Raw genomic sequence first — 14,175 nt, forward strand, 5'->3', positions numbered from 1 at the left:
CACGTCTGCATCTGGTGCTTGATGGCAGTCACTATCGGGTGCCGCAATCCCGCCTGCCGGCACTTCAGGCGCGTTCGGGGATCTGGTTCCGCCTGGGGGGTGCCCTCGCAAGGGAGGGGCTGGAGGAGCGTCTCGAACGGGGTATGGTCCGGCTCTTCGAACCTGTCGAGAAGCAGGTCCCGGCGTTTCTGGACTGGTACTACAGCCTCGGGGGTGAATACACCCGCCTGAGTGGATGGGCGCTGGAGAAAATGGGCTTTGAAGGCAGGGCGCTGGTGGTCGGCAGAACCGAGGAACTGTTGTTTGAGGAGGCGGATTTCCGTTCGCGTTTGGTGGTGCTGGAGCGTGGGCTTGCAACGGATGCGGGCCGCTATGCGGAGCGGACCCGGACGGGGTGGCGCCGTATGATGAAGGCCGCCCTGTCGGACTATGAGGTGCCCCCGCCCCTCAACCACGCCAGGGAGAATGATCCCCGTGCACTGGATCTGGATGGGCTGTCGTCAGGGGTCATGGCGGATGAGCGCAGCAGGCTGGAGAACCGCCTGGCCCTGAGCGGTGCAGGGGGGATTGCGACGGGGGCGCTGGTGTGGCGGGCGGCAACACGCGCGGCGGTGGCCTCCGGAGGCCGCGCTGCAGCAGCCCGGGGTGCGGGCAGGGTCGCCTCAAGGGCCGGATCAGCGGCGCTGGCGGGACTGGGTATCTGCGGAGCGACCGGGCCGCTGGCGGTAGGCTGTGGCCTTGTTGCGGGTACCGCTGCCTGGATCAGTATCGATTGGGCCATGATCGAGGCGGACGAGTGGGCGAATCGGGACAGGCTGGAACAGCGTTTAAGGGAAGGGCTTAATGGCGTGCGTGATGATCTGAGGCGCCAGCTCTCCCGGGCGCTTTCTGAACGGTTGGAGCAGCTGAATGGCCGCCACAGACTCCGTATCCGCAGGACGCTGACCCCACTGGATACCATTAAAAAGGCCGCCACACAGGGTGGCGGCCAAACGGAGCACGGATGATGATCCGCAGGATAACGGGTCCGGATCAGAACCCGAGCTTGGCGGTGAACTGCAGCCTGTGCAGCTCACCGTTGCTGCCACTTTCCATCTCCTTGTCCCCCCAGATTACTTCGCCACCGAGATCCAGGTTGGAGATTGGCGAATAGATGAGGTTGGCATGTGCGCTGCTGGCGCTCTTCATCACGTTGCCCATCTCATCATCGTTATCCGAGGAAACGTGTGAAACTGTAAAATTGGAGCGCCACTGGGAGGTCCAGATGTGACGATAGGAGACAAAGCCGCCCATCTGGTTGATAAGCTCGATATCACCGTTGCTTTCGACATAGCCAGGGTTAAAGGCGCCAAGAGCGATGTAGCGTCCAAGGTTGCCAGCGTTAAGCTGGGCCCGGATATCGCTGCCTTGATCACCTACTGGCATTTTGCCAGAGAGGGAAACACCATACCCATAAGCTTTTTCGCGGGTATCCTGATCCGTGGCGAAGTCACCTTCATAGGAGACTTCACGTCCCAGAACAGCGACACTCGCATGTCCTGAATCCATGGGAACGTTGTAACGGGCGACCAGGTCTGGAACGCTTGAGTTGTCAAAGTTAGTTGCTACGCCCACGTCGTCCTGAAGGTTGGATTGAGGGTTTTCGATTGCGAAATCCCAGTTACCCGGGCTGTAACGGATCTGAGCCTGACGATTGAAGATGGTGCCTACCGGGCCGACGAAATCCAGATTCTCCGGCAGAACGCTTACGTCGTGAAAGGTGGACCAGGTCTGACCAATGGTGAAGTCCTGAAACGTCATGAAGGCATGACGGAGGCGGGTCCCATAGCTGTTTGAGACATTCTCATTACCGCCAGCACCGCGGAAGTCCACTTCAATATAGGTACCTACTTCACCGATATCAGTGTCTGTTGTTGTCTTGAAGAAGATCCTGCTTTGCTTTGCGTTTGTGTTGTAGTTTGTGCTGCTGTTATCGCCCCCTGTGGGAATTGCGGAAGGAACGAGGAATTCCTCGGACGCCGAGGAGTCGCCATCTGTCGCCTGGGTAAGGTGGGAATCCAGCTTGATAAACCCACCAACATCAAAATTCGTATTCGCCAGCGGCGTGTTCTCCAGTGCGGAAACCCGCTCCTCGAGATCCTGAGCCTGGACACCGCTGGAAGCGGCACCGATGGCAATCGCGAGGGCAGTCACTGAGAGTTTTTTGTTCATTGTGATTTCTCCTTTTAGACAGAGCTTGAGCACGGCTCATTCCGGAACGACTGCTGTCTTCCGTTAAGAATGAGCCTGCGTGGCGTACGGGATTGCCGCAATTAGACGTTGGTCGAAATTCATTGATCCGTGGCCGCACGCCCTGCGTAGTGAATCGGTACACCCGTCTCAACGCAGGAAGCACCCATGATCACACTGCACCACCTCAACAACTCGAGGTCCCAGCGCATTCTCTGGATGCTGGAGGAGCTGGGGATGGACTACGGCATCCAGCATCACCAGCGGGACCCGAAATCCAGCCTGGCACCGGAGAGCCTCAAGCAGGTCCATTCCCTTGGAAAGTCCCCGGTCATTGAGGATGAAGGGCGGGTGATTGCCGAATCCGGCGCCATCGTGGATTACCTGGCCCGCAAGGACCCGGAGCGGCGTCTGCTGGTGGAAGAAGGGGATGAGGGATTTCTGGACTGGACCTTCTGGATGCATTACGCGGAAGGGTCACTCATGCCGCCACTGGTCATGCGGCTGGTGTTCGAGAAGGTCCGCACCGGGCCCATGCCGTTCTTCGCGCGGCCCGTGGCCAAAGGCATTGCCGACAAGACCCATAAGATGTTCCTGGGTCCGCTCATCGCCTCCCACCTGGAGTTTGTGGAGGACCATCTGGCGCGCCAGGACTGGTTTGTGGATGGGCGTCTTACAGCGGCGGATATCCAGATGAGCTTCCCGCTGGAAGCGGTGGTGGCTTCCGGGATGGCGGGGAGGCGTTACCCCAACATTGCCCGTTATGTGCAGAACTACCAGCAGCGCCCGGCCTATCGGCGCGCCCTGGAGGCCGGCGGCGAGTACGCCTACGCCTCCTGAACTGGCCTGCCGCCCTGTTTCAGATCCCGGGCCATGTACAGGGCGGCGATCACCCGGGCCTCGTTCATGTCTTCCCGGGCCACGAGCTCGTCCAGTTGTGAGAGCTTCCAGGTGAAGACCTCCAGCGGTTCCGGTTCGTCGCCCGGGAGGCGGGACTCGCTCAGCCCCTCGGCGAGTATCACCCGGATGTGATGGCCCATGTAGCCCGGTGACAGGGTCATGTCCTTCATCCAGGCAAGGTGTTCCGCCCGGTATCCGGCTTCCTCCTGGAGCTCCCGGTTGGCGGTCTCGCGCCAGTCCTCGCCATGTTCGGTACCGCCCTTGGGCAGGGTGATGTGGTATTCCTCGGTTCCCACTCCGTATTCACGGATCAGCACCACGGTGTCGTCGTCCAGAAGCGGTACGCACATGATGCCGGCGATCGGCGGGGTGCGCAGGCGCTCGAACTCGCATTCGGTGCCGTTGGTGAAACGCAGATGCACTTCCTCGATCCCGAACAGTCGGCTGCGGGCGACCAGTCGTGTGTCCAGTATCTCGGGCTTGTTTTCCATGGTTTCAGGGCCTGTTCTGTGAGACGGTAAGGCCAACAGTCTGGCTGGAATGGCAGCAGGGCGCAAAACCATGAATGGCAACCGGTATACTCCAGAGTGGCACCTGTTCAGCGACAGGGAAGCTCAGGCCCAAGCGCTGGCGGGTCATGTGGCCAGTGCCCTGCGCCGGGTACTGGCCCGGAGCGAGGCGGTCACCCTCCTGGTCTCGGGAGGGCGTTCACCGGTCCAGTTCTTTGAATGCCTGGCTGACTGTGCCCTGGATTGGGAGCGGGTGTGGGTGATGCCGGTGGACGAACGGGCCAGTCCGCCGGAGCCGGAATCCCGCAATGAATGGCTGATCCGCCGAAGTCTCCTGACCGGCCAGGCCGCCGGTGCCCGCTTTGTGCCCCTGGATCAGCCCCTGGAGGCCCGGGCCCTGATGGACCGCGTGCCATGGCCACCGGTTGTGGCGGTTCTGGGCATGGGCGAGGATGGGCACAGTGCCTCCTGGTTCCCGGGGGATGCGGCATCACTTGAGGCCCTCCGGAACACGGCCGGGCCCGCGGTGGTGGCGACCCATGCCGCGAGCGGGCCGGTTGAACGGCTCACCCTGAACTGGCCGGCCCTGGCACAGGCCACGGAGCGGATGCTGCTGATTTCCGGGGATGCCAAGCGGGCGCTGCTGGAACGGATTGAGGAAAGCGGCCTGGATTGGCAGGCATACCCTGTGGCCCGTCTGCTTTCGGCCCCTCTGAGCGTTTACTGGAGCCCCTGATATGCACAGCGACTTTGGCTGCCATCACCAGCACGATCTTGAGCACTGGCTGCGCCGTGCCCGGGTGGTGCCAATACTGACTCTGGACGAGGAAACCGACGCGGAACCGGTAGCCGACGCGCTGATCAGCGCTGGCATCCGCGTTCTGGAAGTCACACTGCGGACATCCGCCGGCCTGCCGGCGCTCCAGCGCCTGCGCAGGCGCTTCCCGAAACTGGTGCTGGCGGCTGGGACGGTGCGCTCCATCGAGGATTATCACAGTGCCATTGATGCGGGGGCCGATTTTGCCGTCTCCCCCGGAGCCTCGCACACCCTCCTGCGGTATGGTGTTACGGCCAGCATTCCGTTGCTGCCGGGTGTCGCAACCCCGACGGAACTGCTGAAAGGGTTTGAGTTCGGCTATCGCGGGTTCAAGTTCTTTCCGGCGGCGGCCAGTGGTGGTCTACCCATGGTGCGCTCCCTTCTGGGACCTTTTGCTGAGGCCTGGCTGGTGCCAACCGGCGGTATCAGCGGGGAGGATGCCGGGACCTGGTTGCGGGAGCCGAATGTGGCCGCGGTTGGCGGTACCTGGCTGGTGCCGGAGGAACGGATCAGGGCCCGGGACTGGCCCGGGCTCGAACAGCTTGCGGCGGATACCCTCAGGGATCTGGACTGATCACCAGGTACCGGTGTTCTCCATCGAGGCCCAGGGTTCCTGGGGCTCCAGTGCGTCCCCTTTCTGCAGCAGTTCAATGGAGATGCCGTCCGGCGAGCGCACGAATGCCATGCGACCATCCCGGGGTGGGCGGTTGATGGTGACACCGTTGTCCTGCAGGTACTGGCACAGCTCGTAGATGTTTTCCACGCGGTAGGCCAGATGCCCGAAGTTGCGGCCGCCAGTGTATTCTTCCGGATCCCAGTTCCAGGTCAGCTCCAGCATGGGCGATTTATTGGCGTGTGCGGAATCACGGTCGCCCGGTGCGCACAGGAACACCAGTGTGAACCGGCCTTTCTCGCTGTCCCGGCGGCTGACCTCTTCCATGCCGAGCAGGCTGCAGTAGAAGTGCAGGGACTGCTCAAGGTCACTGACTCGGACCATGGTGTGCAGGTATTCCATGGGGTGCCTCCTGTTGTGGAACGTGACAGGCGGGGTCAGTCGGAACCGTCCCCGTTGCGGTTGGGATTGTGGATGTAATGGGAGGCATCGACAATGCCGCCGCTGCGTAGATACTCCTGAACGGCAGGGGAGCAGTTCAGATAGAACAGCAGCAGCTCGCGCTGGATATCCTGATCCTGAACCCGGGAGGCGAAATGGATCATGTCCCGGATACTGTCGTCACTGTTCCAGGGGAATTTCCGCTGGTAGCGCAGTTCCAGCAGTTTGCTCAGGCGCTCCAGGTGGTAGTCACCGGTGTAGGTCAGATGATCACGCAGCCGGAACCCGTTGTTGCCGGATTTTTCCGATTGCCGTCTGCTTCGTCGCCAGAGAGATCTGAGCAGCACCCTGTATCGCCTCCCCTGTGCCTGCCGGCTTGCGCGGTTAGGATCAACCGCCATTATGCCTTTGCGGCCGCAGCATCCAATACATCATGTTACGTCTGTTTACAAACTCTAGTTCATTTTGTGCCCGACGTGTGAAGGGGCGCACGCATTTGCCTTAAAGGACTGTGCACTCAGTCAAGGTCGCTGGTCGGAGTGGCGGTGCAGCGGCTTGTGCATCAGGGTGCGCATCAGGGTAACGCCCCTGGTGCCGCGGATCTGCTCACGCCGTACCGGCTCGAAGCCAAGGCTGCGAAAGAGGGGCTGGGAGACGTCGCTTGCCCGCGTGCTCAGGGTGGCAATGCCACTCTGGCGGGCAACGGTCTCGAGTTGGGTAACAAGGGTTTTTCCTATTCCCTGCCTCTGCCAGCTGTCGTCCACATACAGCATGTTCACCAGGTGCGCCGGGCAGAGCTGGGCAAACCCCACGGAGCTGCCGTCGGCCAGCGCCACCACGGTCAGCCCCTGCCGCAGCTGTGCATCCGCGCCCGCCGTATCCACCGCCCACTGGGTCCAGGCATGGCGCTGTGCCGCTGAATAGAAACCGTCATCCACCGAGGCGATGCTGCGTCTGTAGAGGCTCAGAAGCGGGGTGGTGTCCGCTTCCGGAAGCAGGCGCTGGTAGTGGATCGCGTTCATGGGGCTGACCTCAGTGCTGTCTCCGGCAACGTACCAAAACACATCTGGATTAAACACACTTTTACAAAGTTGGCGGGTAGCCTTGGCACTGAAATGTCAACAAACCGGTGCAAAAAGATGTCATATCCCGCCAGAAAATTGGTTATCCGTGCGGCCAGCAGCCTGATCCTTGGTCTGGTTCTGGCCGGTTGCCAGGGAGGTGGCGGTTCCGACTCCGGATCGGAGGGCAGTGAAGCTGATCGCAGCAGTAATCAGGATAGCACCCAGGAAACGGCTAGTGTGAAGCCGGACAGTGCGGTGCTGAGCTGGGACGCACCAGGTTATCGGGTGAATGGTGTTGGTCTTCCGGACGGTCAGATTTCCCATTATGTGGTGCTTTGGGGGCAGGACCCGGAACAGCTCAACAACAGCACGGAAGTGACCTGCAAGGACTGTCAGGATATGGAGTACACAGTGGAAGACCTGAACGAAGGCAAATGGTACTTCTCTGTAAAAACAGTGGACTCCGAGGGCCGTGAGAGCGTCCGGGCTGAGCCGGCCAGCAAAACCATCTGATGCACCTCAGTCCACCAGGGGCAGATACAGCCGGAAGGTGGCCCCGCGCCCCAGGGTGCTGACCAGATCCACAGTGCCGCCATGACGCTCGGCCACGGTCTGGACAAAGGCCAGGCCCAGGCCCGCCCCGTGCGGGCCGCCCATCTCCTGGTCCTGCTGGCGACGGAACCGCTGGAACACCAGGGGCTGGTCTTCGGGGGCAATGCCTGGCCCCTGATCCGCCACCGCCACAATGCCATAGCCTCCGGCTTTCTCCACTGTGACCGCCACTTCCGTGGATTCAGGGCTGTACTGCAGGGCATTGGTCAGCAGGTTGATCACGGCCCGCTCCAGCAGTTCCGCATTGCCCTGCAGCCACAGATCCTCTTCCCCTTCCAGTTCGATCCGGATTCCCCGGCTGCGGGCCTGCTGCTGGACGGCATCCACCGCGTTCTCGGCAATGGTCAGCAGTTCGCATTCATAGAAGCGTTTCTCTGTGAGGTCCTCGGCCCGGGCCAGCTGAACAAATTCTTCCGCGAGTTCATAGCTGCGCCGGGCCAGGCGGGCGATCTGGCCCAATGTCTCCGGGTCCGCATGACGGTTCTCGCGCTGGAGCTGATCCAGAAGCGCCAGCTGCGAGACCAGGGGGGAGCGCATGTCGTGGGAGATGAAATCAATCGCTTCGCGATACTGGCGCTGGCGCTCACGCAGATCGGTGATGTCCGAGAAGTTGGCAATCAGGCCGGGCTGGCGCCAGGGGCTCCGGCCGAAGGGCGTCAGGTGAAACAGCAGGGTCTGCTGCCCGAGTGGCAGCTCCGCCGTGAGGGGAGTGCCGCCAGTGAGTACCGACAGGACGGCGTCGCGCCAGTTCCGGGTTCCGGGTGGCGGGGTCGTGTAGGGTACCGAACCCGCCAGAAGCCGGGCCAGTGGCATGCCCTGCAGGCTCTCGCGGGGGGTGCCGAACCACGCCGCAATGTGCCCGTTAACGAACTCGATCACACCCAGGGCGTCGGTCACAATGACCCCATCCGGCATACGCTCGAATCCTGTGCCGATGAACCGGCGCATGCCGGCCAGGTTGAGCGCTGCGGAATGGACGCGCTGGATACGGCGTGACAGTCGTTCACGGCTGGTTTTGATGGCGGCGGACGCGGTTCCGGCGTGCAGGGGCAGGCGGTTCAGATAGGCGCGCCGTGCATCGTCCGTACCGCTCGTGGGCCAGACCAGGCCCAGCTCATGCCAGGCACCGTTGCGGTGGAAGCGGACACGGCTGGTGGTGGCCTCGTGCTGCCACTTACCGGGTTGCTGGAACTGGTGGGTGGTCACGGGAGGCTGCCCCCGTACCGCTTGCCCCTCGGTAACAAGCCAGCCATCCCGTGCGCCCAGCAGTTCCTCCAGATGTTCCAGAAGGCGTGCTGGTGCTGTATCCGCAAGCTCGCTGGTGGGCACATCGCGCTCATGGCCGAGTGCGTCCAGCTGGCGGTTGAGGAAATGGGTGAGCAGCGCCAGGCGCTCCGCCGTCCAGAGGGGAAAGGCGAGTGCCGCCACCACTGCCGGCGCCGCAGGGGGCATCCAGAGCTGGAGCCAGCGCATGGCGAGGGCACTGAGCAGCAGGGGCAGAGCGGTCAGGCCGAGGCTGAGCAGCAGTGTGCGCGTTGGCCGCATGCGCGGAAACGCCAGTGTGATCAGCAGGATGATAGCGATGCCGGTAGCGGCCACAGGCCACAGCGATCCCGGATGGATCAGCCGGTCCCTGGCCATGGCGGCATAGGTGTTGGCGTGGAACTCCACCCCGGTCAGGGGGTTGCCGCGCCCGGACAGGGGCGTGGGCAGCACATCGCCAAAGCCGGCGGCGGTGTGGCCTACAAAAAGCGTGCGGCCGGCAAGCCGGGAATCCGGTACCCGGCCTTTCAGTACGTCAATATAGGAAAAGCGCGGAATCGCTCCGGTCCGGGTGAAGGGAACATGGACACGGTGGCTGCGTACGTTCACGTAGGGCGCCGCCTGTTCCGTCGCCGCAGGTGCCCGGCGCTGGATTCCGGCCTGCATGGCCACGGCATCGGCGAGGCTGGGCCAGGTGGCCTCTCCCAGTCCCTGGCGCCGGAACAGAGTGCGGGCGATGCCATCGTCGTCCAGTTCCGCATGCACATGGCCCAGGGCCGTTGCTGCCCGGGTCAGCCGGGCAGTCGGCAGGAATTCCCGCAACGGCGTTTCACTGTCTCCCGGGAAGATATGCAGGGGCAGAATCACGTTGCCGTGGCGTTCCATGGCCTCGGCCAGGAGCCGGTCGTCGTGACCATTTTGCGAGGGCTCGGTAAACAGTATATCCAGTGCGATGGGTCCGGCACCCGCCTCATCCAACCGATTGATCAGGCTGGCATGGCGGTGGCGGGGCCAGGGCCAGCGGCCGAGGGCTCCGAGGCTCTTCTCATCAATGGCGACAATGGCCAGGTCGTCCGGTGGTGTGACCGGCATCAGGCGGATGAAGGTGTCGTGCAGCCAGAAGTCCAGCCGCTGGGTGGTGGAGGTACTGAGCAGCAGAACCAGCACGGCGAGCAGGGGCAGGGCGAGATGCCAGCGTGCCAGACGGCGGGAGGGCAGCAGCTCGGCGGTTTCCATAATACGGAAGATCCCTTCCGGTTCGTGGTTCATTCCACGGCGATTTCGCGAACCTCTCCCCAGTCACTGTGCATGGGTGGTGGAGCCAGGCCCTTTACGCGCACATGATAGCGCTCTCCGGGGTCCAGGCGCATCCGGATTTCGGGTTCACTGACCTCCCGGTCCTGCACGATGCGCTCAAAATCACGGTCTTCGGCGATCTGAATGCGGTAGCCATCGGCACTGTCAACGCTCTGCCAGTACAGGTTGACGCGGTCGTCGATGGTATTGGCACTGATGACACGGGTAGCGTCCAGGCTGCCGGCAAGCCTGAAACAGTTCACCGGGCTGGTCGCCGTGCTCTCGCCGCCGGCGCGTGTTGCCACCCGCCAGCAATACTGGCCCGGTTCCAGTGGTTCATTCACGCGTGCGCTGTCACCGGTTTCCCAGGTACTGGTGGCGATGGTTTCCTCGAATGCGGCCGAGCGTGCCACTTCGACACGGGCCTGCTCGGAGTCGCCCTGGAGAGACCACTCGAATTCCGGTTGCCCCTGTTTCACGGTGGCGTCCTGGGCGGGGGTCTGCAGCGTTGCCGGCCGAGCCTGCAGGGGGACCTCGGATTCAAGGCCGTCCTCGTTCGAGGCGAGCTGTGATGTGGGTGGCAGGGGCCGGATCACCGGCTCTGAGCCGGGTCCGGGCGAAAGGAAGGCGGAATAGCCTTCGCGGATCGGTTGCATGTCCTGGCGGGTACCGAACCAGACCTCGCCCTCGCGCACCTCCAGCAGGGTGCCGTCCTCGCGGGCTTCGAGGCCGAAACGGGTGCCACGCACGGCGGCCACGGCGGAAGGCGTATGGATCTCGAACCGCGAACCGTTCTCTTCCGTGGGTTCCACATGCGTTTCGATGCGGCCCTGCTTCAGGTTCATGCGGGTATCGGCCATGGCACCACGGCCATACTGGGTCAGGCGGTTGAACTGCAGGCGGGAGTCCGGCTCGATGGCCAGAGTGGAGCCGTCCGCCAGCCTGATGCGGGCATAGCCATCACTGGCGGTGCGTACGCCATCACCGACGTTCAGGCGGTCGCCTTCGTCCAGCAGATCCCGGGTGCCTTCCGGGTGACTGGTCCGCCAGGCCTGGCCACGCACGGCAATTGCCCTGGCCGGTCTGGGGCGGCGTTCCAGCCACTGAACGGGCACCTGGAGCGTGTTGCCGGGCTCCAGCGCTGCATCCCGTGCCCGGCCGTTGTAACCCATGAGCTGGCCGGCATTGCGGTTTTCAGAGAGGAGGCGGTCGGCGATGGCGGCTGGGGTGTCATCGGGTTTGATGGTGTAGGTCCAGTCGCCATCGGAATCCGCGGGGGCCGGTGCCAGGGTGAGCTCCGCGTTGGCGGAACCGCGCGCGACATCGCCGCTGGCCGGCATGGCGCAGAGCACCATTGCGGCCATCACGAAGGGCCACAGACGGATTGGTCCGCGTGCTACTGAACTGGTTGCGACTGCCTGCTGCCCCATGGAACTCCAACCCGCCTTCAGGCGCTTTCGGCCTCCTGGTCCACCGCTTCCAGCCGGTAACCGCGCTGGTAGATGGTCTTGATGCGGTAGCCATTCTCCGGCTTGATGCCCAGCCGCCGTCTCAGGCGGCTCATGTGTGTGTCCACGGTCCGTGTATTGATGTCGCTGGATACGCCCCAGACCCGCTCAAGGAGCATTTCCCGGGTGAGCAGCCGGCCTTGGTTCTGGAACAGGAATAGGGTCAGGTCGAAATCCTTGTCCGTCAGTTCGATCAGTTCACCGTGGCAGTGGATGGTGCGTTTGGTGGTGTTGATCACGAAGGGCCCGAAGACCAGCTCCTCCTTCTCCACTTCCGGATGAACCCGGCGCAGCAGCGCCCGAACCCGTGCCAGCAGCTCGCCCGGGCGCAGCGGTTTGGCCAGGTAGTCATCGGCACCGGCGTCCAGGGCCTGGATGATGTCCTGTTCGCTGTCGCGCTGGGTCACGAACAGTACCGGTATGGGCCAATCCAGGTTGAGCCGGACCTGGCGCAGGACCTCGATCCCGTCGATGTCGGGAATCTGCCAGTCGAGAATCAGCAGGTCGTAACTTTTGTGGGTGACGGCACTGAGAAACGCCTGACCGGTCGGGAAGCAGTCGCACTGTTTCCCGTCTTTCTCAAGCAGCTCCGCGATGCGGTCCGCCTGTTCCTGCTCATCCTCCAGAAGTGCAATGCGCATTGGGCCCTCCGGGTTCCTTCATACAGCGTTCCACAGGCCGATCCTGTGGTGCAGTTGTTGAAATGTTGTAAAGGGTAACATGGATCAGTGCCACTGCTTTCTCAAGGCGTTGGCGGTATTCCCTGAAATCATGTCAAACGGCACGGGTGTCGGGTCTCCCGTCACGGTCCGGTACCGTGGTGCGGCAGCCAGGGTATCGGCTGCAGCCCCAGAAGGGGCCGTTGCGTCCATTGCGGCGGACCAGTGGCGCATAGCAATAGGGGCAGGGCACCGGCGCCTGGTCCATGCCATCCGATGTCCCTTCAGCCTGCGCCTGCGGTTCATCCTGGGGTTCCGGCTGCTCTGTGATGCGGCGCGTTCCCTTGCATCCGGGAAAGCGCGAACAGGACCAGAATTCCCCATAAGGGCCACTGCGCCGGCGCATCGGGGCCCGGCAGCGTGGGCAGTGGACACCGGTCTGTTCCGGTTCCGGTGGGGCGAAGGCGCTGCGGGCGGGTTCGATCAGGGTGCGGATGTCGCTGGCGAGCTGGGTCAGGAAGGCGTCCGTGTCCGCCTCGCCCTGGCGGATGGCTTCCAGCCGGGATTCCCAGATGGCGGTGCGGTCCGGGGTGGTCGCGTCTTCCGGCAGGCCATCGATCAGGGCACGACCCTTGCCTGTGGCATGGATGGAGCGGCCTTCACGGTACAGGAAGTCCCGGTTGAAAAGAGTCTGGATAATGGCCGCACGGGTGGCTTCCGTGCCCAGGCCGTCGGTCTCGCGAAGGGTGCGGCGCAGGGCCTCGTCTTTTACAAAACGGGCGATGCCGGTCATGGCCGAGAGCAGTGAGGCGTCCGTGAACGGCAGAGGGGGCCGGGTGGTTTTCTCCAGGCAGCGGGCCTCGTGGCAATGGACTGGTGTGCCGGGATCCAGCCGCGGCAGGGGGGCTTTTGGCTTTTCCGCTTCCTGGCGGCGCTGAACGGGTTCCAGCCGTTTCCAGCCCGCGTACAGCAGGCCGGTCTCCCGAGCCCGGAAATGCTCGCCGGCAATGGTCGCGCTCAGGTGCCCCTCGCGGTGGATGGCGTCGTGCTCGAACTGCATCAGGTAGAAACGGGCCACCAGGTCGTAGACGGCCCGCTCGTTGGTGCTGAGCTTCTGCAGGTCCATCACCCGGCGGGTGGGAACGATGGCATGGTGGGCGCTTACTTTCCCGTCGTCCCAGGCACGGCTGCGGCGGCCGGGATCGTCCGGCACGCCCTCGGGGGCCAGATCCGGGAGGTTGCGCTGGATGGCTTCGAGCAGTTCCTGGCGGTCCTCCCAGTGCGCTTCGGGCAGGTAGCGGCAGTCCGAGCGCGGGTAGGTGATGAGGCGGTGTTTCTCGTAGAGGGACTGGGCGGCGCTGAGCACCTGCTCGGCACCCAGCCCGTATCGCTTGGCGGCCGTGATCTGGAGCACGGAGAGTGAGAGCGGCAGCGGTGGTGCCTCGTTGCGTTCGCGGAAGCGGGCGTCCGTGATCTCGCCATCCTGCCCGGTGACCTTCGCTTTCACGTCCTCGGCGGGTTTGCGCCGGAGCAGGCGACCTTCCTCGTCGATATGGGCGGAATGTACTTCGCCGGGCTGCCAGCGGGCCCGGAACAGGGCGTCCGGCGTGTCCGGCGGGGCGAGGGCGGCATCCAGCTGGAACCAGGGCGTGGGCTCGAAGTCCTCGATGGCCCGGTCCCGTGCGACCACCAGCCCGAGAACGGGCGTCTGGACACGGCCCACTGAGAAGACTCCCTCCTTGCCCTGCTGCTGGTGGTGAAGGGTGTAGGCGCGGCTCAGGTTGATGCCGTAGAGCCAGTCCGCGCGCTGGCGTGCCTCCGCCGAGGCCTTGAGCGGGGCAAAGCGCTGGTTGCTGCTTTCTTCCTCAAGGGCGCGGCGCACGGCAGGAGGGTTGAGATCGTTGATCAGCACGCGACGGACGGCGCCGCACACACCACACCATTCCAGTACCTCATCCACCAGCAGCTGGCCTTCCCGGTCCGGATCCCCGGCATGGATCACGTCCGCAGCGTCCGCCGTCAGTCGCTCCAGAACGCTCAGCTGGTCCCGGACATCGTCTTTGGGGCGCCGCTGCCAGTCCTCCGGGATCATGGGCAGGAGGTCCATGCGCCAGCGTCGCCATTCCGGCCGGTAGTCCCCGGGCTCAATGGGTTCCAGCAGGTGGCCCACACACCAGCTCACACACACGCCACCCCCGCAGTCCAGGTATCCCTGCCGGCGCTGGGGATTGTTGGTGATGGCGGTTGCAATGGCTCGGGCAAGC

Annotated in this window: 14 protein-coding genes; 5 read left to right on the top strand and 9 right to left on the bottom strand. The window is 63.6% G+C overall.

Features of this window, described 5'->3' with window-relative positions:
* Positions 1 to 1,007: hypothetical protein (locus QZ501_RS12190; RefSeq protein ID WP_295719814.1), on the top strand; the 1,007-nt coding region annotated here is incomplete at its 5' end.
* A gap of 25 nt (positions 1,008 to 1,032) precedes the next feature.
* Here QZ501_RS12190 and QZ501_RS12195 read toward each other — a convergent pair.
* On the bottom strand, positions 1,033 to 2,211 hold the full coding sequence (locus tag QZ501_RS12195; protein ID WP_143421422.1) for a DcaP family trimeric outer membrane transporter: 1,179 nt from the start codon (positions 2,209 to 2,211) through the stop codon (positions 1,033 to 1,035).
* A 186-nt stretch (positions 2,212 to 2,397) separates the two neighbouring features.
* Between QZ501_RS12195 and QZ501_RS12200 the strand changes: the two genes are divergently transcribed.
* Positions 2,398 to 3,069, top strand: a complete 672-nt coding sequence (locus QZ501_RS12200; RefSeq protein WP_295719818.1) for a glutathione S-transferase — start codon at positions 2,398 to 2,400, stop codon at positions 3,067 to 3,069.
* Here the strand turns inward: QZ501_RS12200 and nudE are convergent.
* Positions 3,057 to 3,620 carry an ADP compounds hydrolase NudE gene (gene nudE, locus QZ501_RS12205; protein ID WP_095617785.1) on the bottom strand — a complete coding sequence of 188 codons (564 nt, stop codon included), beginning with the start codon at positions 3,618 to 3,620 and terminating at the stop codon, positions 3,057 to 3,059. The genes QZ501_RS12200 and nudE overlap by 13 nt on opposite strands.
* Positions 3,621 to 3,690: 70 nt before the next feature.
* Between nudE and QZ501_RS12210 the strand changes: the two genes are divergently transcribed.
* The gene (locus QZ501_RS12210; RefSeq protein WP_295719821.1) at positions 3,691 to 4,374 is read left to right on the top strand and encodes a 6-phosphogluconolactonase; all 684 of its coding nucleotides are present in this window, start codon (positions 3,691 to 3,693) and stop codon (positions 4,372 to 4,374) included.
* A gap of 1 nt (position 4,375) precedes the next feature.
* On the top strand, positions 4,376 to 5,029 hold the full coding sequence (gene eda, locus QZ501_RS12215) for a bifunctional 4-hydroxy-2-oxoglutarate aldolase/2-dehydro-3-deoxy-phosphogluconate aldolase (RefSeq protein WP_295719822.1): 654 nt from the start codon (positions 4,376 to 4,378) through the stop codon (positions 5,027 to 5,029).
* Here the strand turns inward: eda and QZ501_RS12220 are convergent, their stop codons facing one another.
* The 3 genes from QZ501_RS12220 to QZ501_RS12230 form a co-directional block, all read right to left on the bottom strand.
* Positions 5,030 to 5,470, bottom strand: coding sequence for a VOC family protein (locus tag QZ501_RS12220; protein ID WP_295719823.1), 441 nt, complete (start codon positions 5,468 to 5,470; stop codon positions 5,030 to 5,032). It abuts the gene before it with no gap.
* A gap of 35 nt (positions 5,471 to 5,505) precedes the next feature.
* Positions 5,506 to 5,856: a hypothetical protein gene (locus tag QZ501_RS12225; RefSeq protein WP_095617789.1), complete on the bottom strand. Its 351-nt coding sequence runs from the start codon at positions 5,854 to 5,856 to the stop codon at positions 5,506 to 5,508.
* Between the two features lie 174 nt (positions 5,857 to 6,030).
* Positions 6,031 to 6,531, bottom strand: a complete 501-nt coding sequence (locus tag QZ501_RS12230) for a GNAT family N-acetyltransferase (RefSeq protein ID WP_295719825.1) — start codon at positions 6,529 to 6,531, stop codon at positions 6,031 to 6,033.
* On the opposite strand from QZ501_RS12230, the gene QZ501_RS12235 reads away from it, so the two are divergent.
* A complete protein-coding gene (locus QZ501_RS12235; protein ID WP_295719827.1) occupies positions 6,517 to 7,086 on the top strand; it encodes a fibronectin type III domain-containing protein in 570 nt (189 codons plus the stop codon). The genes QZ501_RS12230 and QZ501_RS12235 overlap by 15 nt on opposite strands.
* Before the next feature lie 6 nt (positions 7,087 to 7,092).
* Here the strand turns inward: QZ501_RS12235 and QZ501_RS12240 are convergent, their stop codons facing one another.
* The 4 genes from QZ501_RS12240 to QZ501_RS12255 form a co-directional block, all read right to left on the bottom strand.
* Positions 7,093 to 9,717, bottom strand: a complete 2,625-nt coding sequence (locus QZ501_RS12240) for a CHASE2 domain-containing protein (RefSeq protein ID WP_295719829.1) — start codon at positions 9,715 to 9,717, stop codon at positions 7,093 to 7,095.
* Complete coding sequence (locus tag QZ501_RS12245; RefSeq protein WP_295719831.1) at positions 9,714 to 11,174, bottom strand: FecR domain-containing protein; 1,461 nt, start codon at positions 11,172 to 11,174, stop codon at positions 9,714 to 9,716. Before QZ501_RS12245 ends, QZ501_RS12240 begins: the two co-directional genes overlap by 4 nt.
* A 17-nt stretch (positions 11,175 to 11,191) precedes the next feature.
* Positions 11,192 to 11,893, bottom strand: a complete 702-nt coding sequence (locus QZ501_RS12250) for a response regulator transcription factor (RefSeq protein ID WP_151441607.1) — start codon at positions 11,891 to 11,893, stop codon at positions 11,192 to 11,194.
* Between the two features lie 133 nt (positions 11,894 to 12,026).
* On the bottom strand, positions 12,027 to 14,175 hold a 2,149-nt coding region (locus QZ501_RS12255; protein WP_295719833.1), incomplete at its 5' end, for a DNA topoisomerase III.

The sequence above is a fragment of the uncultured Halovibrio sp. genome (assembly GCF_913056445.1).
Taxonomy (GTDB): Bacteria; Pseudomonadota; Gammaproteobacteria; order Pseudomonadales; family Oleiphilaceae; genus Halospina; species Halospina utahensis_B.

Coding starts and splice junctions, on each gene's coding strand:
- eda (WP_295719822.1), top strand. CDS start 4,376: ATGCACAGCGACTTTGGCTGCCATCACCAGCACGATCTTGAGCACTGG.
- QZ501_RS12210 (WP_295719821.1), top strand. CDS start 3,691: ATGAATGGCAACCGGTATACTCCAGAGTGGCACCTGTTCAGCGACAGG.
- QZ501_RS12200 (WP_295719818.1), top strand. CDS start 2,398: ATGATCACACTGCACCACCTCAACAACTCGAGGTCCCAGCGCATTCTC.
- QZ501_RS12220 (WP_295719823.1), bottom strand. CDS start 5,470: ATGGAATACCTGCACACCATGGTCCGAGTCAGTGACCTTGAGCAGTCC.
- QZ501_RS12245 (WP_295719831.1), bottom strand. CDS start 11,174: ATGGGGCAGCAGGCAGTCGCAACCAGTTCAGTAGCACGCGGACCAATC.
- QZ501_RS12250 (WP_151441607.1), bottom strand. CDS start 11,893: ATGCGCATTGCACTTCTGGAGGATGAGCAGGAACAGGCGGACCGCATC.
- QZ501_RS12230 (WP_295719825.1), bottom strand. CDS start 6,531: ATGAACGCGATCCACTACCAGCGCCTGCTTCCGGAAGCGGACACCACC.
- QZ501_RS12240 (WP_295719829.1), bottom strand. CDS start 9,717: ATGAACCACGAACCGGAAGGGATCTTCCGTATTATGGAAACCGCCGAG.
- QZ501_RS12195 (WP_143421422.1), bottom strand. CDS start 2,211: ATGAACAAAAAACTCTCAGTGACTGCCCTCGCGATTGCCATCGGTGCC.
- nudE (WP_095617785.1), bottom strand. CDS start 3,620: ATGGAAAACAAGCCCGAGATACTGGACACACGACTGGTCGCCCGCAGC.